Consider the following 20,206-nt stretch of genomic DNA (forward strand, 5'->3'; position numbering starts at 1 on the left):
CATAATCTGAAAAATAATTTTGTGACATCTCTTAATAATAAAAAGAGAGGTGATTACACCTCTCTAATTTACCTTTAATGTTTTCTATTTAATTCTTTTTCTTCAGGTTCATGGTTCGCACTTTTTCCCATTCTCCATCGGTCGAAGCATAGGTGGTCCATTCAACATTATTTGATTTTTTTATAATATCATGTTTCATGGTTACCTCTTCATTTTCATTGTTTGTATAACTTTCCATTAATTCCAGGTGATCTTTGGCTAATTCTTTGATCTTCATTTTTGAACTGTAGATACCGTTTGGTTGATTTCGTCGCATAAATGCCACATCAAACTCATCTTCATTTGGATCATATACCATGATTCGCTTACAGCAGGGCTCGTTCCCTGTATCGTTATGATCTACGATCATTATAGAACCTTCGTCACTAAAGGAAATATTGTTTGAGCTTACTGTACTATTTGTTTCCTCACCATTGCGATAGGTCTTGGTTTCATTCTCCCAGTTGCCAATAAGAAAGTTCATTTGTTTATCCTTATTTTCCAGCATGGCCATTTTAGCCTTCCCGGCAGCAATAACTAATTCGTTCTCTTCAGTTTCTTTTTCTGAGGCCAATTTCAAGGATTTTTCAATATACTTTTTAGCTTCATCTTTTTTGCCCATTTCCATAAGCACATCTGAATAGGAATCATAAGGATTTGCTTCATTTGGGTATTCTTCTATTTGAGCCTGCAAGAGCATTTCTGCGGCTTTGAGGTCCTTGTCATCCTGCATTAAACGATACGCTAAAACGTTCAAAGGCTCAGCCATCCCTTCGTAATCTTTATTGGTGTTATTTTCGTTATAAACCTTAAGCACCTCTTTAGCGCCCTTGTCCTTATAAGTTTCATAAAGCTGATCTGCCATCAACTGGCCTTTGTCCTGAGCTAGTAAGGAAGTTGTAAAACATAATAGTATTAAACTAATACTCCATCTAAGTTTGATAATTGCACCCATAATTTTCATTTATTAAAGTTTGAATATTGTTCCTTATTTAAGTAGGTGAAAAATATGGAGCCTCAAAAAACAAGCAGGATTAAGGTTGAGGTATTATGGTGGCGGCTAAAAGGTTATTTTAAAGACCTTCCTTCTTAATGTAAAGTATTTGAAAGAGTGGTTTAGTTATTGAAAATAAACTAAGAAGGGAGAGGTGTATGACCTTTCCCTTCTTAGTATAAACAGATTTAATTTTTCAATTTCATTACGCGGTGTGTGACTTTCTTTTCACCCTCATCGGTTAAATCGTATATGATCCAGTCTGCATTGTTCCCATTTTTTTCTATCACGTGCCGGGATTTATTTATTTCACCATTTTCCTCGATAGTTTGGATCATTTCAAGTTTATTGGTGCTGAATTCCTCGATCTTCAATTCAGCAGTTTGCAACCCGTTTAATCTCATGTTGTTAGCTCTTACCACATCATATGTATTGTCTTTTGCATCATAAGCGATCAATTGAGTTCCTTCCCAGCCCTCTTCGTCGTTGCTTATGCGCATTATCATAGCAGAATTCATTTTGCTTGGAATAAAACTCATGTCGTCTGTAAATCTTAGTTCCTTTTCCCCTTCGTCATCAAAGCCATAGTTCTCTACAACCCAGTCACCTTCAAGAAAACTAAATACTTTATTAAGTCCCTTTAATTTTGCCAGTTTGGATTTTGAAGCAATTTCCAGATTATTATTAAAATCGTTGTCTTCAGCGCCTTTTAGTAAGGCTACAGATTTTTCTAATTGAACCTGAGCTTCGTCATCATTTCCTTTTTCTAACAGGGCATCTGCATAGGAGTCATAAGGATTGGGTTCATCAGGATGTTCCTCGATCTGCGCTTTAAAAATTACTGCAGCAGCGTCGGCATCGTTATCGGTGTTCAACAATCTGTATCCAAGTACATTTAGTGGTTCCTGGAGCCCATGATATTCACTGTCTTCAGGCATTTCTTTATACATTGCCAGAGCGGCCTCAACTCCATTTGACTTATATTCCTGGTGGAGTTTGTCAATCATTTCCGTATTCGATTCTCCATTCTGAGCATTTAGCGAGAAACAAAAAATCATCAAAATACTGAAAAGCATTCCCTTAATCGTGTTATTTAAATTCATCTTCTTTAGTTTAAATGGTTATTAAATCAAACAGTTATAAAAGTTGCCAAAAAGGCATTTTCTAAATTTTAAAACTGGGGCATAAAAACTTTAACCTCGAAGATTTAAATGGGGAATTGAGGTTCTGGTAAGTATTGAGATTTTTCGGATTTACTAAAGATAATTAAAATTACTAATACCTTGAAATACAGAGTATAAAAAAAAAGGGCCGAAGCCCTTTCATCAAGAAATATTTAACCTTAATTAATTACAACTTTGAGTAAGGTTTGGAGTGTTTTCATTCTTTTTTGAAACATCATTTACTTTGAAATCTGTCCAAACATTACTATTAGGGCTATTACCACTACAATTTTTGTCTAAAGTTACTGTCCAGACATATTCAACACATTTGTCAAGATCCATAATTGTTTGTTCCGTTTGGCCACTTCCTTTCCAGCCTTCCAAGCCTGATACTTCTACAGATTGAGCGAAGGTAAATACAACCAGGGCATCATCCATATCTTCAGCAGGAGTGTAGAAGAAAGTATATTCACTTTCGCCATTTTCTGAATAAGAGAAACTTTCTTCGCATCCGCAATTCTCAACCACTATCTCATCATCAATCCACGATCCTTTAGTCTTGTACCGTACTTCATAAGTAGCAGCTGTAGTAAAAGTATGGGAAAAACATCCTTGGGTATTCTCGTGAGAATTCAAAAGTTCTTCATAATAGAAGTCTTCCAATTCCTCTGTTTCTGGATCATCTCCATAAATTTTGAGCTCTAATTTTACAAGGGTTTCCTTGATATCACCATTTCCTTTATAGTCCTGCGGAAAATTAACACAGAACTCTACAGATTCATTCGCACATACCTGACCATAACTTAATGTTGGAAGTTCCTCTTCCTCAGCCGAAGGTTTTGCATCGGCAGTTATTAATTCGTCATACGAATCTAAAGGGTCTACGCTGCATGCTGAAATTACTAAGGCTAGTAATCCCAGGTAAATAAATTTCTTCATAATTGGTTAGTATTTAAATAATTAGGAAGATGAAATTACATAAATGGGGGATATCCCTAATTTATTAATCCAACTTTTCGATGTAAGAATTAATTTAATCGATGTAGGAGTTAGATTACTGAAAACTAGGGAGTTTTCTAACTTATGTAATTCCAGATGGTCTTATTTTTTACCAGACGGGCGTAGGCATTTTTAATCACCAGATTCTTCTCATTGGATAGGTTGGGATCCTCTTTTAAAACCCTAGTAGCGTAATATCTTGCAGATTGTAGGATGGAGTTATCCTTTACAATATCAGCTATTTTAAGATTAAGAACACCACTTTGCTGAGTTCCCATAAGATCACCAGGACCTCGTAATTTAAGATCTACTTCGGCGATCTCAAAACCATCATTAGTAGAGGTCATTGTTTCTAACCTTGTTTTGCTGTCATTAGATAATTTATGCCCGGTCATTAGAATGCAGAAGCTTTGTTCGGCACCGCGGCCAACTCTTCCCCGTAATTGGTGTAATTGAGAAAGACCAAACCTTTCTGCGCTTTCAATGATCATAACGCTGGCATTAGGAACGTTTACGCCTACTTCAATTACCGTAGTGGCAACCATGATCTGTGTTTCTGCTCTAACAAACCGGTCCATCTCGTAATCTTTATCTGCTGGTTTCATTTGTCCGTGGACAATTGATATCTGGAAATCTGGAAATTCCCTGGCAATACTTTCGTAGCCATCCATCAGATCTTTATAATCCATTTTTTCAGATTCCTGAATAAGTGGGTAGACCACATAGACCTGTCTGCCTTTTTTAATTTCATCTCTTATAAATGCAAAAACCTTTAGTCTGTTACTGTCATATCTATGTACAGTTTTAACAGGTTTTCTACCAGGAGGTAGTTCATCAATGACCGAAATATCAAGATCTCCATAAAGACTCATGGCCAGGGTTCTTGGAATTGGGGTTGCGGTCATTACCAGCACATGTGGCGGAATATGGTTTTTCTTCCATAGTTTTGCTCGTTGTGCTACCCCAAAGCGGTGTTGTTCGTCGATAACAGCAAGTCCCAGGTTATGAAATTTAACCTTGTCTTCCAGCAATGCGTGCGTTCCGATTAAAATATCTATTTCCCCCGCTTCAAGCTTTTCATGGATCTCCCTTCTTTTGGTAGTTTTTGTAGAACCGGTTAAGAGATAGATACTAATATCAATTTCTTCACAAAGTTCTTTCAGTCCGTTATAATGCTGAATACTAAGAATTTCAGTTGGAGCCATCAGGCAGGCCTGAAAACCATTATCCAGGGCAATAAGCATAGACATGAGTGCCACAATGGTTTTTCCAGAACCAACATCTCCCTGAAGTAACCTGTTCATCTGTGCGCCACTTCCCATATCACCCCTAATCTCTTTGATCACTCTTTTCTGAGCATTTGTAAGGTCGAACGGCAAATGGTCCTGGTAAAAATCATTAAAATTTTCGCCGATCTGTTCAAAATTGAAGCCTTTGATCTTTTGCTTGTGAAGCATATTTTTTCTGATCAGCTGCAACTGAATAAAGAACAATTCTTCAAATTTTAATCGGAACTGTGCCTTCGCCAGCAATTCCTGATTTTTCGGAAAATGAATATTAAAAAGAGCTTCAGCTTTTGATATTAGTTTAAGTTCCTCGATTAGGTCTGGTGAAAGACTTTCAGAAAATTTCAGCCCCGTTTGCTGAAGAACTTCCTGCATTAGTTTCATAATGACCCGATTGGTAATACCTTTTTTTAGTAACAATTCGGTTGAAGGATATACCGGCTGCATGGCAGTTCTAAGGTTCTTCTTATAATCTGCGACCAGTTCCATTTCGGGATGCGGCATGCTAAAAACTCCGTTGTACCAATTCGTTTTCCCAAAGATCACGTATGGAACATTAAGTTTAAGGTTTTCTCTGATCCATTTATGTCCTCTAAACCAGATTAATTCCATTTTTCCGGTATCGTCCACAAAATCTGCAACCAGCCTTTTACCTTTTTTTTGTTCGACCATTTTCATGTGAACGATCTTGCCAACTATCTGTACTTCAGATGAATTTCTTTGTAGCTGATTAATCTTGTAAAATCCAGTTTTATCGATATATCTATTTGGGAAGAAATTGATGAGATCCCGGTAAGACTTAATATTGAGTTCCTTTTTCAGAACATCAGCCCTGTTTGGGCCAACTCCTTTTAAATACTCAATGGGGGTTTGCAACAGATTCTGGATCATAAAAACGAAGATATTAAAACCGTTTGATTTTTTACGACAGGCTTTTATGAGAAGATGTTTAAACTTTAAATTTTATGTTCACAACGTTCAAATTTGTAATTTGCACTTGTTATTCCCAATAATTACATGCGAAAAAACCTGATCCTTCTTTTTTTATTCTGTTCAGTTGTTTTAATGGCCCAGGAAAAAGATCCTTCCCAAACAGAATATTTCGATTTTAAAACCGTAAATGCTTTAATAGAGATACAGCCTATAAATGGAATGGTTTCAGGGCGTGTGAATTATACTTTTGAAGTGCTGGCACAGCAGGATACCTTGTATATTGATGGCAGAAAAATGCAGTTCACCGATGTGAACCTGAATGGTGATCCTGTTAAATTTTCTAATAACGATAAAGGAGTTTATATTTTCTCAGATTTTCTGCCTTCAGAAAATAACCTTCTAGAATTGAATTATTCCGCAGAGCCGAAATCGGGTATGTATTTCATCAACTGGGAATTCCCGGATATTGATGATGTACATAAGCAGGTATGGACCCAGGGACAGGGGAAATACACCTCTAACTGGTTACCTAGTTTTGACGATATTGAGGAAAAGGCCGAGTTTGATCTTAGTTTTAAATTCCCTTCAGATTTTCAGCTTATTTCCAACGGGAAATTAAAAAATACTGAAAAAATTAATGATTCAATAAGCCTCTGGCAATTTGATATGGAAAAACCAATCAGCAGCTATCTTGTTGCAGTTGCTGCCGGGAAATATGATTTCAAAAAGGTTGAATCTGGTACGGGAGACCCTATAAAACTATACTATAAACCAGAAGATTCTCTAAAAGTGGATCCTACCTACAGATATTCCAGCGAGATATTTAACTTTTTAGAGGAGGAGATCGGTTTGGCTTACCCGTGGCAAAAGTATGATCAGATTCCGGTGCAGGATTTTCTTTATGGAGGAATGGAAAATACGGGGACTACTATTTTTTCAAGTTCTTTCATGACAGATTCTATAGGATTTAAGGATAGGAACTATGTAAATGTAAATGCACATGAACTGGCACATCAGTGGTTTGGGAACCTGGTGACTGCAGCCTCGGGAAAGCATCACTGGCTTCATGAAGGTTTTGCCACTTATTATGCTTTACTGGCGGAAAAAGAGATATTCGGGGAGGATTATTATTACTGGAAATTATATGAAACTGCAGAGCAGCTCAAGGAATTGAGTGATTCAGGAAAAGGAGAATCCCTGCTGAATCCAAAGGCGGGTTCTCTTACTTTTTATCAGAAGGGAGCCTGGGCCTTGCATATATTGAGAGAAAGAATAGGAGAGGAAGCCTTTCGCGAAGGGATTAGAAACTATTTAGAACTTTACAGTTTTAAGAATGTAACCACCAATAATTTTCTGGCTGAAATGGAAGCTTCTTCAGGGCAGGATCTTTCCCATTTCAAAGCAGACTGGCTTGAGCAATCGGCATTTAAAGCAGAACAGTCATTAGAATCCCTTAAGAAGTCAGAATTTATTACCAATTATCTTAATATCGCCGCACTCAGGGAAACCCCTTTAGATCAGAAATACGAATACCTGGAGAAGGCTTTGCAGTTCCCGGTAAACGATTATATTGGGCAGGAGGCCGTTCTTCAGCTGGCAGGGCTTCAATCACAGCAGGCCGTAAGACTTTATAAAATGGCATTTGAATCTAATAATGTATTTGTTAGGCAGGCCATTGCCTTGTCTATGGAAAATATTCCGCAGGAATTAAAAGCTGAATTTGAATCCCTGCTGGAAGATGAATCTTATTTAACGATCGAAGCCGCCCTATACAAGCTGTGGCAAAGCTTCCCGGAAGGGCGCTCGGAATATTTGAACCAGACGCGTGATTTGACTGGTTTTTATAACAAGAATATTCGAATGCTTTGGTTAACTTTAAATCTGGTCACACCAGATTATGAAACAGAGCTCAATCAGGAATATTATGAAGAACTGGCGGGTTATTCTGAAGTCTGGAGACCATTTCAGGTAAGGGAAAATGCCTTTAGTTATTTATTCCAGCTGGGAGCTTTCAATGAATCTAGTTTGCAAAGTGTTATAAAAGGCACTCAACATCATACTTACAGTTTTAGGGATTACTGTAGGCAATTGCTTTCAGAACTTTTGAAGAATGAACAATATCGTAAAGAACTGATAGAGCTGTCTGGAAAAATGGCAGAAGAAGAAACAGCTTATTTGAGATCTAAAATCACAGGCTAATATGCGTGCACTGGTTATTTCGGGAGGAGGTAGTAAAGGCGCCTTTGCGGGTGGTGTTGCGCAATATCTAACCGAGGAGCTTAAAAAGGATTATGACCTTTTTATAGGCACTTCCACAGGTAGCCTACTTATATCACATATGGCGCTTCATAAGGCCGAAAAGGTTAAGAAAGTATTTACCTCGGTGAACCAGTCCAGTATCTTCAGTAGCAGGCCATTTCTTATTACTAAAAAGCATGGTCACGAAAATATTTCTATCAATCACTTTAATGTTATAAAGAATTTCCTGAAAGGTAAAAAGACCTTTGGGGACAGTTATAATCTGAAAAAGTTGCTGGAGAATACTTTTACCAAAGAAGAATTTGAAGAGCTGAAAGCAGGGAAAAAGGATATTGTCACCACGGTTTCGAATATTTCACTGAATGAAGTAGAATACAAATCAATTAAGGATTACGAATATGAGGAATTTTTAGAGTGGATCTGGATCTCTTGTAATTACACACCTTTTATGAGTCTTGTCAAGAAAAATGGTTGTGAATATGCTGATGGTGGGCTTGGATCTATGGTGCCTATAGAAGAAGCGATAAAACGCGGAGCAACTGAAATAGATGCGATCATATTACAAACTGAAGTTACCTATTTTAACAGGATGCCTTCAAAAAATGTATTTTCATTGATCACCAATCTTTTCGCTTTTATGTTAGACCGTATCGAAAAGCAAAATATAAGAATTGGGAAATTTGCTGCGAACAACAAGGATGCTATTCTCAATTTTTATTATACACCTAGCGTTCTTACTACGAATTCCCTTATTTTTGATGAACAGCAGATGACGGCATGGTGGCAAAGCGGATATGAATTCGCAAAATATAGAAATAAAGAGTTGAACCAAATCGAACCTTAATGCGCGCATTGGTAATATCTGGAGGAGGGAGCAAAGGAGCTTTCGCCGGGGGCGTCGCTCAATACCTTATTCAGGAAAAGAAGAAAAGCTACGATCTATTTTTAGGGACTTCTACCGGAAGTCTTTTAATTCCCCATCTCGCTGCGGGGAATATTCAAAAGATCTATGATATATATACTAATGTTACCCAGCGGAAGATATTCAGCGTAAACCCATTTGTCGTTAAGAAAAAGGACGGTCGGGAATACGTTACCATCAATTATCTTAATACCGTTTGGCAGTTTATTAGGTCCCGAAGGACCTTTGGAGAAAGTAAAGCCCTGAAAAGAAGCATACGTAAAAATTTTTCACGTCAGGATTTTATTGAACTTAAGGGTAAAGTGAAAGATGTGGTGGTTACCGTTTCGAATCTCTCTAAAAACAGGGTAGAGTATAAGTCAATCCACGAATTTGAATATGATGATTTTTGTGACTGGATCTGGATAAGCTGTAATTATATTCCTTTTATGAGTCTGGCCCAGAAAGACGGGTTCGAATATGCCGATGGTGGACTTGGCTGTGTGGTTCCAATCAGGGAAGCGATCAAACGAGGGGCGACAGAGGTAGACGCGATCATTCTGGAGGCAGAAAATATGGAATATAACAAGATCCTGGGGAAAAACCCATTTTCCCTAATGGTGAACCTGTTTGGTTTTCTTTTAGACCAGGTAGAATATCATGATATTGTAGAGGGGAAGCTTGCGGCAATGAACAAAAAAGTAAAGCTTAACATCTATTACACACCTACCAAACTAACTGAAAACTCTCTTGTTTTCAATAAGAAGGCCATGACCGAATGGTGGCAACAAGGTTATGAATATGCCGAGAAAAAAGAAATGGAAAAGAAAGCTTCTAAATCATCGTGGTTTAAGCTAGGCTTCTAACTTCCTTTTTAATGTAACTTAAGGCTGCATCTGTTGGGGGTTGTTTATCCATTAAACTCTTCAGGATTATTTCTCTGAGTTCGTCAGTATTATTTACATTCTCTTTTCCTGCGGCATTTCTAATCATCGTAATGGTGGCATTTTTCGCTGTTTTTACATAATCCCAGCATTCGTTGCTCACATAGATCTGCTGTGCAAGATTATGCTCAAACTCCTGTTCGATATTGGCTATTAAAAGAGAAGCATACATTTCGGCATCTTCAGAAGTAGGTTTAACCCTGAAAAGGATCTTACCTGGAGAAATCCTTTCCAAAAGAAGGGTTAGTCTTTCATATGCCTGCAACCTGATAGGAAGAGAAGTTTTTTGTTTTTCCCGAAGAATTAAGAACCGTCTTCTGTTCTCTTCATTTTTAGAAAATGTGTTGAAAAAGTAAAAGGATATTAATCCAACCACTATTGCCGGCAGGATTGCATATAGAAAATTCAGGATCTCTGTTTCGCTCATTATAAAAAAAAATTAATCTATTGCTTGTTCTGTTTTTCTCAGGCTCTTTAGATTGAGATTTCCACCTAAATGTGGACAATCCAGAAGCTCTTTAACAGATGCGAAATTTACTTCATCTTTATGGTAAGAAAAAGTAGTTGCCAGAGTTTTTGCCAGATTCTTGTCGCTGAGGTTGATGTCTACGTCATCTGTGTTGAACTGGCAAGGATGTTCGTAGCCACAGGCATGGCTTATTTGCAACAATTCTTTGCGGAATTTCACAAAATAGAAATTGGTTCTCATGGACTTATCCTTCACATTAATACCAGATTGTAGCCACTTATTCTGAGTTGCCACTCCGGTTGGGCAGGTATTGGTATGACAACTTTGCGCCTGAATGCATCCAATACTCATCATCGCTTCCCGGCCAACGTTGATCACATCTGCCCCCAAAGAAAATGCCATAGCTGCCTTAGCTGGAAATCCAAGTTTCCCGGCAGCTACAAATACAATTCTGTCTGTAAGCTTATATTTCTGAAAGATCTTATATACATCGGTAAAAGCATAGATCCAGGGAAGGGAAACATGGTCGGCAAAACTTGGGGGAGCTGCTCCGGTACCGCCTTCACCACCATCTATAGAGATAAAGTCTGGACCATGATCCTTTTCCTGCATGATTCTGGCCAGTTTTTCCCAATCTTTCAACTGGCCAACCGCAGACTTGATTCCCGTTGGTAACCCAGTCGCTTTGGCGATAGATTCAACAAAATCTACCATACCTTCCACATCATCAAAAGTTGAATGATAAGGAGGCGAAACAATATCTTTTCCCATAGGGACACCGCGAATTTCAGAGATCTCCTTCGAGATCTTGGCTGCAGGCAGAACACCACCTTTTCCCGGTTTTGCTCCCTGGGATAATTTTAATTCTATAGCGCGTATCTCTGGATTTTTCTCTACCATTTCCACGAGCTTTTCCATAGAGAAATTGCCGTTTTCATCCCTAACTCCAAAATAGCCCGTACCAATTTGAAAAACCACATCAGCCCCCTTTTTATGATAGGGAGAAAAACCACCTTCACCGGTATTGTGATATGCACCCGAAAGTTTACAGCCCTCGTTAAGAGATTCAATTGCTTTTGCAGAAAGAGATCCATAACTCATTGCCGATACATTAATTACAGAAGCGGGTCTATAAGGGCGTTTTCGGTTGTTCCATCCACCCATGACCTTGGCACAGGGTATTAATCCCGAATTTTTGATATTAGGATGTCCTTCAGGTAATTTATAAGGCAAAAGCGCATTATTAATGAAAATGTAGTGGGTGGAAAAAATATCCTGGTCTGTTCCAAAACCCTCATAATTGTTCATGTTCTTAGCAGAAGCATAGATCCAGCCTCTTTCCCTTCGGTTAAAAGGCAATTCTTCCCTGTTGTTTGCGACTATATACTGTCTAAGTTCTGGGCCAATACTTTCCAGGAAATACCTTAGGTGACCAACGATGGGGAAATTATGCTTTATGGTATGCCTTTTATTGAAGAAAATATCTGCAATGGCAATGATTAACAGAATAGCCAGAAGCCAGCCCCACCATGGAATAGCGCTTAAAAATTCAGCGAAATCTTCCATCAGGTCTGGTTTAAATAATCAAGGGTTAATTGTGTCATTGTTTTCACTCCGAGTAGAAGTCCGCTTTCATCAATAAAGAAATCCGGAGTATGATGCCTGGTCGGTTCAGCATTTAATGGCATTCCGCCTAAAAAGAAATAGAAACCGGGAATTTCCTCCTGGAAGAATGAAAAATCCTCTCCACCCGTAGTCGCTTTCATAAGGTTTATATTTTCAGCTCCGGCAACTTTTTTAAGGGTAGGAAGCATTTGCTTTGTTAGTTGTGGATCATTGAAAGTAATAGCAGTATTATTTTGAAACTCAATAGTGGCTTCTCCACCATAGGCCGCAGCGATCGCCGGTACCATTTCGTTCATTCTTTTAAGGATCAACTCTTTGTTTGCAGGATCTAACGTACGCACCGTTCCTATCATTTCGGCAGTTTCCGGTATGATATTGAATCTTACTCCACTGGTGATCTTCCCAACGGTGATAACCGATGCAGATTCGGTAAGTTCAGCATTCCGGCTAATGATGGTTTGAAGTCCGTCAATGATCTTGGCAGAGATCAGTATAGGATCAACTCCACTCCATGGAGCCGAACCATGAGCCTGCTTTCCTTTTACATTAATGACAAACCTTTCAACTGCCGCCATAGTTCCTTCTGGTTTATATTTTATGGTTCCAACAGGAGTCCCCGCGTTGATGTGCAGTCCAAAAATAGCATCCACGTCAGGATTTTTAAGAACCCCTTCTTTGATCATTAATTTGGCACCACCTTCTTCTCCCGGTGGCGGTCCTTCCTCTGCAGGTTGAAAGATGAATTTAACCGTACCGTTTATTTTATCTTTATTTTCTGAAAGTATCTTGGCAACACCCATTAGGATTGCGGTATGGGTATCATGCCCGCAAGCGTGCATAACTCCGGTTTTAGAGCCAAGAAATTCAGTTTTTACTTCAGATTTGAATGGCAGGTCGTTTTTCTCGGTCACCGGCAAAGCATCAATGTCTGCTCTAAGCGCTACGGTTTTACCAGGATTATCACCTTTTAAAATGCCTACCACACCAGTTTTGGCGATGCCGGTTTTAGTTTCTATTCCTAGCGAGTTTAGGTGAGCCGCAATCTTTTCGGCTGTTTCAAATTCACGGTTGGAAAGTTCAGGATGCTCATGAAAATCTCTGCGCCATTCGATCACTTTATCTTCAATGTTTTTGAATTCATCCTCTGCGATGGAAGTTTGAGCATAACTTAATCCACCAAGTAAAAGGAACATTATTAGAATTTTCAATTTCATAGGATTCAGTTTAAAATTTAATTAATCTGTAATTATCATTTTGGAGCTGGACAAGTGCCGTCATTGCCGATAAGGCAAATTCAATGTCCTTGCTTGTATTATCCCGATTTACATTATAGTGAGTGGCGCTTTGACCACAAATTATAATTTCTACCCCGTTTTCTGAAAGTGCTTTGATTAGCGGTAGATTAGGATTCGAAGTTACCTCTGGAAATTTCTTTTTATATGAATCGTCGTTTAAGGCATCCTGAACTGCTTTTCCATGTAAAACTATCGCAACCTGCATATTACCGGGATCAACCCCAGCGTGTTCATGCATGTTGAGGTATCTCGCTGCTGTTTCAATAAGCTTGTTTGGTTCAGCTTCATCAAAACTTCTGTTCACGTCAAAAACAACTTTTAGAATTGAGGTAGTGTCAGTTTTGAATCCTGGGGATGCAATAGAATAAGTCTGTCCATATTCAGGAATAACCTCACCTTGTTTCAATTCCTGAGAAAAAGTATTTAATGAAAATAATATTGAGAGCAGGAAAAATGTTTTTTTCATCGATGTTTATAGAAAAAATGATTTAAGGAAATTAAATATATTAAAATATAATGCACTGCCGGTCTGCATTAGCAAATGTTTAAAAAACGGCAGGCTTCAGGTTTCCTTTTTTAAGCATTTTAGTTACCTTTCAGCTTTTAAAAACGGAGAAAATTTGGAAGCTTATTTAGCTGGATTAAATGACGCACAGAGGGCTCCGGTGCTGCAGAAAGACGGGCCCATGATCGTAATTGCCGGAGCGGGTTCCGGTAAAACCAGGGTACTTACTTTTAGGATCGCCTACCTTATGAATCAAGGTGTGGATGCTTTTAACATACTTGCACTTACTTTTACCAATAAAGCAGCAAGGGAAATGAAGCATCGTATTTCCCAGATCGTGGGAAGTAGTGAGGCAAAGAACCTTTGGATGGGAACTTTCCATTCGGTTTTTGCCAAGATCCTGAGGTTCGAGGCAGATAAGCTTGGTTATCCTTCCAATTTTACGATTTATGATACGCAAGATTCACATTCAGTGATCAGGGCGATCATAAAGGATATGAGGCTGGATAAGGACGTTTATAAATATAAGCAAGTCTATAACCGAATATCATCTTACAAGAACAGCCTGATTACGGTGAAAGCCTATTTTCAGAACGGGGAACTTCAGGAAGCAGATGCCATGTCCAAGAAGCCGCGTTTAGGTGAGATCTATAAAGAATATGTAGATCGTTGTTTTAAGGCTGGCGCGATGGATTTTGATGATTTACTGCTGAAGACGAATGAACTTTTAAACCGTTTTCCGGAAGTACTTCATAAATATCAAAGCAGGTTCAAATACATTCTGGTGGATGAGTACCAGGATACGAACCATTCGCAATATCTTATTGTTCGTGCGCTTTCAGATAAATTTCAGAATATATGTGTGGTGGGGGATGATGCTCAAAGTATCTATGCCTTCCGGGGAGCAAATATCAATAACATTCTGAATTTCCAGAAAGATTACGATAATGTGCAAATGTACAGGCTGGAGCAAAATTATCGTTCTACCAAGAATATTGTAAGCGCGGCAAACTCTATTATTGATAAGAACCAGACGAAACTTGATAAGGTTGTATGGACCGCAAATGATGATGGGCCTAAGATCGTGGTGAACCGTTTGTTGACCGATGGTGAAGAAGGAAGGTATGTGGCAAGTTCTATTTTTGAGAACAAAATGCAAAACCAATTAAACAACGGTGATTTCGCGATCCTTTACAGAACCAATGCCCAGAGTAGGGCGATGGAGGATGCTCTTCGGAAAAAGGACATTCCATATAGAATTTATGGCGGACTTTCTTTCTACCAGAGAAAGGAGATCAAGGATGTACTTTCCTATTTACGCTTAATTCTGAATCCAAAAGATGAGGAGGCCTTAAAGAGGGTAATTAATTATCCTTCTCGAGGTATCGGGATGACCACCATGGACAGGCTGGCGATCGCGGCCAAAGAACATAACAGGTCCATTTTTGAAGTTATTGAGAATATCAAAAATCTTAACCTGAATATCAACCGCGGAACTCAGACCAAACTTGAGAATTTTGTGAACATGATCAAGAGTTTCGCCATCATGAACGAAACAAGTGATGCTTTCCAGGTGGCAGAAACCGTGACCAAAAAGACGGGTTTGGTTCAGGAACTTAAGAAAGATGGTACGCCAGAAGGTATTGCCAGAATTGAAAATATTGAGGAATTGCTGAACGGTATTCGCGATTTCGTAGAAGGGCAACGAGAACTTGCCGATACTACCGGTTCGCTTTCCGAATTTCTTGAAGATGTAGCTTTGGCAACAGATCTGGATAATGATACCGGAGATGATGACCGGGTGGCATTGATGACCATTCACCTGGCAAAAGGGCTTGAATTCCCTTATGTTTATATAGTAGGGATGGAGGAAGATCTTTTCCCATCTGCTATGAGTATGAATACCCGTAGTGAACTGGAAGAGGAGAGAAGGTTGTTTTATGTGGCCTTAACACGTGCCGAAAAACAGGCGTATTTGACTTATACTTTATCTCGTTACAGGTGGGGAAAACTGGTAGATGCCGAGCCTAGTAGGTTCATCGAGGAGATAGATGATCAATACTTGGAATTAATGGTGCCTCAAGATGACTATAAATACAAGCCTTTGATAAATACCGACATTTTCGGGGATGAGGTTGATAAGAGTAAATTAAGGCAGACCAAACCAAAAAGTGGAACTCCGCCGCCGGCTCATAAGCCATCTCAGGAGCAATTGCGCAAACTGCGCAAGCTGAAACCAGCTTCGCCCGAACCTGAAAAGGCCAGAAATACCATTGAGCTTTCTGAAGGAAATGAAGTGGAACATTTGAGATTTGGTAAAGGTAAAGTGCTTAAGATCGAAGGAGTTGGCCAGGATAAAAAGGCAGAGATCGATTTTCAGCAAGGAGGAATAAAGAAGCTTCTACTTCGATTTGCCAAGTTGAAAGTCCTATCTTAAAAGAATTTGCATTTAAAACGTATAAAATACATATATTAGCACAGAGAATTAGATGCTCCCTACAATCATCTGATTTTTAAGAATCAAACAAAAAAACTTTTTGGAGAGACCTTTTAGGTCTCTTTTTTTATATCCTGAAATTTGAATCCAGGAAATAACCTGATTTAATCTGCTTTTTCTATCCCTGCTTTCACTTGAATATTTAATAAGGTTAGGTTCATTTTGTTAAAAATGATGTAAAAAACGTTTCAGCTGCCTCACTTAGGGAAGGAGATCGACGAATATTCTTTAAATTGAAAAGAAAAAATTATGATAAGAGAAGGAAGCGAAGTAAAATGGAAATGGGGTAACGGGACCGCCACGGGGAAAGTGATTTCTACATATACTGAAGAAGTTACTAAGGAAATCGATGGCAGTAAGATTACTCGAAAAGGGAAGGAAGGAGAAAAAGCTTTGTATATTGAACAGGAAGATGGTAGTAAAGTGCTGAAATTAGAAAGTGAAGTTGAAAAAGCAGATTAAAAACAAGTTCTGTAACCAACTTCAAAATTTATAATTATTAATAGGTTTTAAAGAAAAAAATTATGGCTGAATTACTAAGAATTTATGACGAGAACCCGGCTCCAAAACATATTAATAAAGTAGTTGAAACCCTTAGAAAGGGCGGACTTATAATTTACCCTACAGATACTATTTACGGTTTAGGCTGTGACATTACCAATGTATCTGCACTGGAAAAGATCGCGCAGATCAAAAATGTAAAGCTTGAGAAAGCTAATTTTTCTTTTATATGTGAGGACCTTAGTAATCTTTCAGATTATGTGAAACAGATTGATTCAGCTACTTTTAAGATCCTTAAGAGGTGTCTTCCCGGTCCTTATACCTTTATTCTTCCCGGGGGGAACAATCTGCCAAATGTCTTCAAAAAGAAAAAAACGGTTGGGATACGGGTACCAGATAATAACATCTGTAGAGCAATTGTGAGCGGACTTGGAAACCCTATTGTTTCAACCTCGATTAGGGATGAGGATGAGGTGCTGGAATATTCCACAGACCCTGAACTTATCAGAGAAAAATGGGACCACCTGGTTGATCTCGTTATCGATGGTGGATATGGGGATAATATACCTTCTACAGTAATAGATCTTACAACGGAAGAGCCAGAAGTGATACGAGAAGGAAAGGGAAGCATCGAGATCATGTGAAATTTTCATAAAATTCTCTAGTTGCTAGTTAATTACATTCTAAAGTAGGTTCTATTTTAGCTAGTATCCTATAACATTCATACTTTAAATAAAAAATTGAATGTTATGAGTTTTATCGAGACTACAAGTAAAGAAAAAGGAAAGCACATCAATCTTTATTATGAGGATTATGGAGAAGGAAAACCAGTTATCCTAATTCATGGCTGGCCGTTAAGTCACAGAATGTGGGAATACCAGATCAATTCAATCGTTGAGGCAGGGTTTAGATGTATAGCATATGATAGGAGAGGATTTGGAGATAGCGATAAGCCCTGGACAAATTACGACTATAATACCCTTGCTAAAGACCTTGAAGATATCATTACTAAACTAGAACTTTCAGAAGTTACTATCATCGGTTTTTCTATGGGAGGTGGTGAAGTAGCCCACTATATTGGTAATTATGGTAGTTCCAAACTTTCTAAAGCAGCGCTAATATCAGCCGTTCCTCCATTTATGCTGAAGACAGAGGATAATCCTGAGGGGCTGGAAAAAGAAGTTTTTGAGGGTTTTAAAAAGGAGATCAAAAAGGACCGACCCTCTTTTCTGCAGGGATTCGGAAAGCAATTCGTGAACTTTGATAAGGTTGGAGACAGAATAAGCCAGGAAATGGCCGATTATTACTGGTCTATTGCCTGCAAGGCTTCACCTAACGCTACTTTAGATTGTATAGATTCTTTCGGACTTACAGATTTTAGAGAGGATCTTGAAAAGTTTGATATACCTACTTTGGTGGTGCATGGGGATGCAGATCAAATTGTACCAATTGAGATCTCTGGAAAGAAAAGTGCGGAACTAATTGCGAATAGTGAATATCATGTCATTGAAGAAGCACCGCATGGCCTGGTATTAACTCATACTGCTGAATTTAATAAGATCTTGCTGGATTTTCTGAAGTCGTAAAAAATTAAAGCCCTGCATCTGCAGGGCTTTTTCCTATTGGAAAGATTACAAAACCATGGTTTCATAATATTCAATAAAATATTGATGTACTTCTTCCGGACTTAAGATGAAACCTTTCTTTTGAGAGGATTCTGCAAGCTCATATGCAAGCCTGGCAGCCGCCAGTCTTTGTTCCGGGGTTCCATGATGATGATCGCTAAAGGTCAGGCAATCTCCCACGTTATACGATAGTCTGAAATAATCTTCAATTCGTTTCCAATTGTAGGTAGCACCGCGTTTGTGAGTCATGTAGTAAGCAGCTGCAAAATCTGCTTCAAGCTCAAAAAATCTTGACCTTTCTGCTGCGCTGTCTAACTGATCCATATAATCCCAGTCTTCATCATTTTCAAATTGAGCCTGGTGCCACCATTCATGAGAAAGTATCGAGGTAAAAGCAATATCTCCATCTATACCTATAGCAATTAAACTTTCCAGCAGACCATCACCAATTACGAGTAGTCCGTTAGACCGGGTAAAGGCATCCAGTGCGAAATAAGGATTTTCAGGAATATTACCTGTTTGTGCATTTAACTCCAGCAAGGCATCTGCCTTTTCATATGCCTCATCTCTATTACGTACCGTCCGGTCAAAGCTTTCGATCATATCGGTTAGGGTTTCTCTATCATTAAGAGTAGCTGTATGAAGACCATTAAGGGTGATCTCACGGTCCAGGCTCCAGAATTTTGTTAATTCCCTGATTCGTTTTTTTGCTAACTTGTCATACTCACCATTGGCCCCGTAATAATTATCTCCAATATAATAAGTGACATACCGGCGATTTAGATCGGCGTAATAATTAATAAGCTCAAAATCGAACAGGGGATCACTAATAAGCGTGTCAAAATACTCCTGAAGCACCTCCCCAAAGTCAGTCATTTGGCAGTCAGCCGCATAGATTTCATCAGAAAATATTTCACTTACGGCATAGCTTATGGGTTCTGGTTTGGTATAAACGAAACTGTTCTTATTATAGTTCTCGCTTAGGGGAGCGGTATCAGTTAGTTTGGATTCTGCAGAAATAGGATCATCTACGGAACAGGATTGAAAGGTGTACGCACACAAAAAGGCACCAAGACACCAGATGTAAACATCGGTCTTCTTCATAGCATCAAAATTTAGGTGTGGTTGGTTATGACTAAAATAATATAAAATACTGATTTTTAAGCTTCTGAGTTCTTAAAATAAAAAAAGCCCTGCATTTGCAGGGCTTTTCAAATATATTTTATTGGATGCTTACTCCGGGTTAGAAGTCGCTTTTTCCATTCCTTCTTCAATCATACTGTAGAATTGATCAAGCTTAGGAAGAACAACAATTCTTGTTCTTCTGTTCTTAGCACGACCCTCAGCAGTTTCATTAGTGGCAACAGGGATGTAGTAAGATCTACCTGCAGCAGTCATACGAGCTGGTTCAACACCAAAATCGTCCTGAAGAACTCTTACTACAGAAGTTGCACGTTTTACGCTAAGATCCCAGTTATCTTCGAACATTGAAGTGCTAATTGGCTTGTCATCTGTGTGACCTTCAACCATAAACTCGATGTTTGGCTTGTTCTTTACAACTGTAGCAACTTTTCCAAGTACTTCTTTTGCACGAGGAGTAATATTGTAACGACCGCTATCAAATAATAATTTATCTGAAATAGATACATAAACAACACCTTTTTCTACGTTGATCTCGATGTCCTCATCACTCATATTACCAAGAGCACCTTTAAGGCTTGTAACTAAAGCTAGAGTAACAGAATCTTTCTTATTTATAGCATCCTGCATAGAACGAATCGCAAGATCCTTTTCTTTAATGCTTTCTAAAGAACGCTCAAGGTTCTCAGCTTCTTTCTTAGAAAGAGTTGCCAGGTCACCTACATTATTTAGAAGAGCAGCATTTGTATTGTTAAGTCGAGTAATCTCAGTAGTCATTCTTTCTTTTTCGTCCAGACATGAATTCAATTTAACCGTAGCGGTGTTCAATTGATCTTGAGTTTCTCTTTGCTTGGTTTCCAGTTCGTTGTATTTTTTCTGTGAAACACATGAAGATAGCAAAATGGCAGCTGTTGCCGACAAAAGCATGATTTTTTTCATAATTCGTTTCTTATAAATTTAAATTGTTAGAATGCCCAAAAATATCAAAAAAATAATAAGACGGAAGGGTATTTTAACAATTCCTTTTTTA

Annotated in this window: 17 protein-coding genes; 7 read left to right on the forward strand and 10 right to left on the reverse strand. The window is 38.5% G+C overall.

Going from position 1 to position 20,206, the window contains the following annotated elements:
* Window positions 1-88: 88 nt before the first annotated feature.
* From G3I01_RS09590 to recG, 4 genes are all read right to left on the reverse strand, one after another.
* Window positions 89-994: a hypothetical protein gene (locus G3I01_RS09590; RefSeq protein ID WP_219547284.1), complete on the reverse strand. Its 906-nt coding sequence runs from the start codon at window positions 992-994 to the stop codon at window positions 89-91.
* A 227-nt stretch (window positions 995-1,221) separates the two neighbouring features.
* The gene (locus G3I01_RS09595; protein ID WP_219547286.1) at window positions 1,222-2,136 is read right to left on the reverse strand and encodes a tetratricopeptide repeat protein; all 915 of its coding nucleotides are present in this window, start codon (window positions 2,134-2,136) and stop codon (window positions 1,222-1,224) included.
* A 243-nt stretch (window positions 2,137-2,379) separates the two neighbouring features.
* The gene (locus G3I01_RS09600) at window positions 2,380-3,135 is read right to left on the reverse strand and encodes a hypothetical protein (protein ID WP_219547288.1); all 756 of its coding nucleotides are present in this window, start codon (window positions 3,133-3,135) and stop codon (window positions 2,380-2,382) included.
* Window positions 3,136-3,272: 137 nt separating this feature from the next.
* On the reverse strand, window positions 3,273-5,372 hold the full coding sequence (gene recG, locus G3I01_RS09605; protein ID WP_219547290.1) for an ATP-dependent DNA helicase RecG: 2,100 nt from the start codon (window positions 5,370-5,372) through the stop codon (window positions 3,273-3,275).
* Between the two features lie 126 nt (window positions 5,373-5,498).
* On the opposite strand from recG, the gene G3I01_RS09610 reads away from it, so the two are divergent.
* Genes G3I01_RS09610 through G3I01_RS09620 form a run of 3 tightly spaced genes read left to right on the forward strand, consistent with a single transcriptional unit; the run spans window position 5,499 to window position 9,440 of the window.
* The gene (locus tag G3I01_RS09610) at window positions 5,499-7,613 is read left to right on the forward strand and encodes a M1 family metallopeptidase (protein WP_219547292.1); all 2,115 of its coding nucleotides are present in this window, start codon (window positions 5,499-5,501) and stop codon (window positions 7,611-7,613) included.
* Window position 7,614: 1 nt separating this feature from the next.
* The gene (locus tag G3I01_RS09615) at window positions 7,615-8,517 is read left to right on the forward strand and encodes a patatin-like phospholipase family protein (RefSeq protein ID WP_219547294.1); all 903 of its coding nucleotides are present in this window, start codon (window positions 7,615-7,617) and stop codon (window positions 8,515-8,517) included.
* Window positions 8,517-9,440 carry a patatin-like phospholipase family protein gene (locus tag G3I01_RS09620; protein ID WP_219547296.1) on the forward strand — a complete coding sequence of 308 codons (924 nt, stop codon included), beginning with the start codon at window positions 8,517-8,519 and terminating at the stop codon, window positions 9,438-9,440. The genes G3I01_RS09615 and G3I01_RS09620 overlap by 1 nt, the downstream gene beginning before the upstream one ends.
* Here G3I01_RS09620 and G3I01_RS09625 read toward each other — a convergent pair.
* From G3I01_RS09625 to G3I01_RS09640, 4 genes are read right to left on the reverse strand one after another with little or no spacing between them, the layout of a single operon-like run.
* Window positions 9,424-9,945 (reverse strand): hypothetical protein, encoded by a 522-nt coding sequence (locus tag G3I01_RS09625; RefSeq protein ID WP_219547298.1) that lies wholly within the window; start codon window positions 9,943-9,945, stop codon window positions 9,424-9,426. The two genes, G3I01_RS09620 and G3I01_RS09625, sit on opposite strands and share 17 nt — an antisense overlap.
* Window positions 9,946-9,957: 12 nt before the next feature.
* A complete protein-coding gene (locus G3I01_RS09630; protein ID WP_219547300.1) occupies window positions 9,958-11,553 on the reverse strand; it encodes an FMN-binding glutamate synthase family protein in 1,596 nt (531 codons plus the stop codon).
* Window positions 11,553-12,827, reverse strand: a complete 1,275-nt coding sequence (locus G3I01_RS09635) for an amidohydrolase (protein ID WP_219547301.1) — start codon at window positions 12,825-12,827, stop codon at window positions 11,553-11,555. Before G3I01_RS09635 ends, G3I01_RS09630 begins: the two co-directional genes overlap by 1 nt.
* Window positions 12,828-12,837: 10 nt before the next feature.
* Window positions 12,838-13,374: a DsrE family protein gene (locus tag G3I01_RS09640; RefSeq protein WP_219547302.1), complete on the reverse strand. Its 537-nt coding sequence runs from the start codon at window positions 13,372-13,374 to the stop codon at window positions 12,838-12,840.
* A 154-nt stretch (window positions 13,375-13,528) separates the two neighbouring features.
* On the opposite strand from G3I01_RS09640, the gene G3I01_RS09645 reads away from it, so the two are divergent.
* The 4 genes from G3I01_RS09645 to G3I01_RS09660 all read left to right on the forward strand — a co-directional run bounded on the left by G3I01_RS09645 (window position 13,529) and on the right by G3I01_RS09660 (window position 17,997).
* A complete protein-coding gene (locus G3I01_RS09645; RefSeq protein ID WP_219547303.1) occupies window positions 13,529-15,850 on the forward strand; it encodes a UvrD-helicase domain-containing protein in 2,322 nt (773 codons plus the stop codon).
* A 309-nt stretch (window positions 15,851-16,159) separates the two neighbouring features.
* The gene (locus G3I01_RS09650) at window positions 16,160-16,372 is read left to right on the forward strand and encodes a DUF2945 domain-containing protein (protein WP_219547304.1); all 213 of its coding nucleotides are present in this window, start codon (window positions 16,160-16,162) and stop codon (window positions 16,370-16,372) included.
* A 62-nt stretch (window positions 16,373-16,434) separates the two neighbouring features.
* The gene (locus G3I01_RS09655) at window positions 16,435-17,055 is read left to right on the forward strand and encodes an L-threonylcarbamoyladenylate synthase (RefSeq protein ID WP_219547305.1); all 621 of its coding nucleotides are present in this window, start codon (window positions 16,435-16,437) and stop codon (window positions 17,053-17,055) included.
* Window positions 17,056-17,160: 105 nt separating this feature from the next.
* Window positions 17,161-17,997 (forward strand): alpha/beta hydrolase, encoded by an 837-nt coding sequence (locus tag G3I01_RS09660; protein ID WP_219547306.1) that lies wholly within the window; start codon window positions 17,161-17,163, stop codon window positions 17,995-17,997.
* A 45-nt stretch (window positions 17,998-18,042) separates the two neighbouring features.
* Here the strand turns inward: G3I01_RS09660 and G3I01_RS09665 are convergent, their stop codons facing one another.
* On the reverse strand, window positions 18,043-19,140 hold the full coding sequence (locus G3I01_RS09665; RefSeq protein ID WP_219547308.1) for a hypothetical protein: 1,098 nt from the start codon (window positions 19,138-19,140) through the stop codon (window positions 18,043-18,045).
* Between the two features lie 129 nt (window positions 19,141-19,269).
* Entirely contained in the window at window positions 19,270-20,115 is an 846-nt protein-coding gene (locus G3I01_RS09670) for an OmpA family protein (RefSeq protein ID WP_219547310.1), read from the reverse strand.
* Between the last annotated feature and the right edge of the window lie 91 nt (window positions 20,116-20,206).

The organism is Gramella sp. MT6 (genome assembly GCF_019357415.1).
In the GTDB taxonomy this organism is placed as follows: domain Bacteria; phylum Bacteroidota; class Bacteroidia; order Flavobacteriales; family Flavobacteriaceae; genus Christiangramia.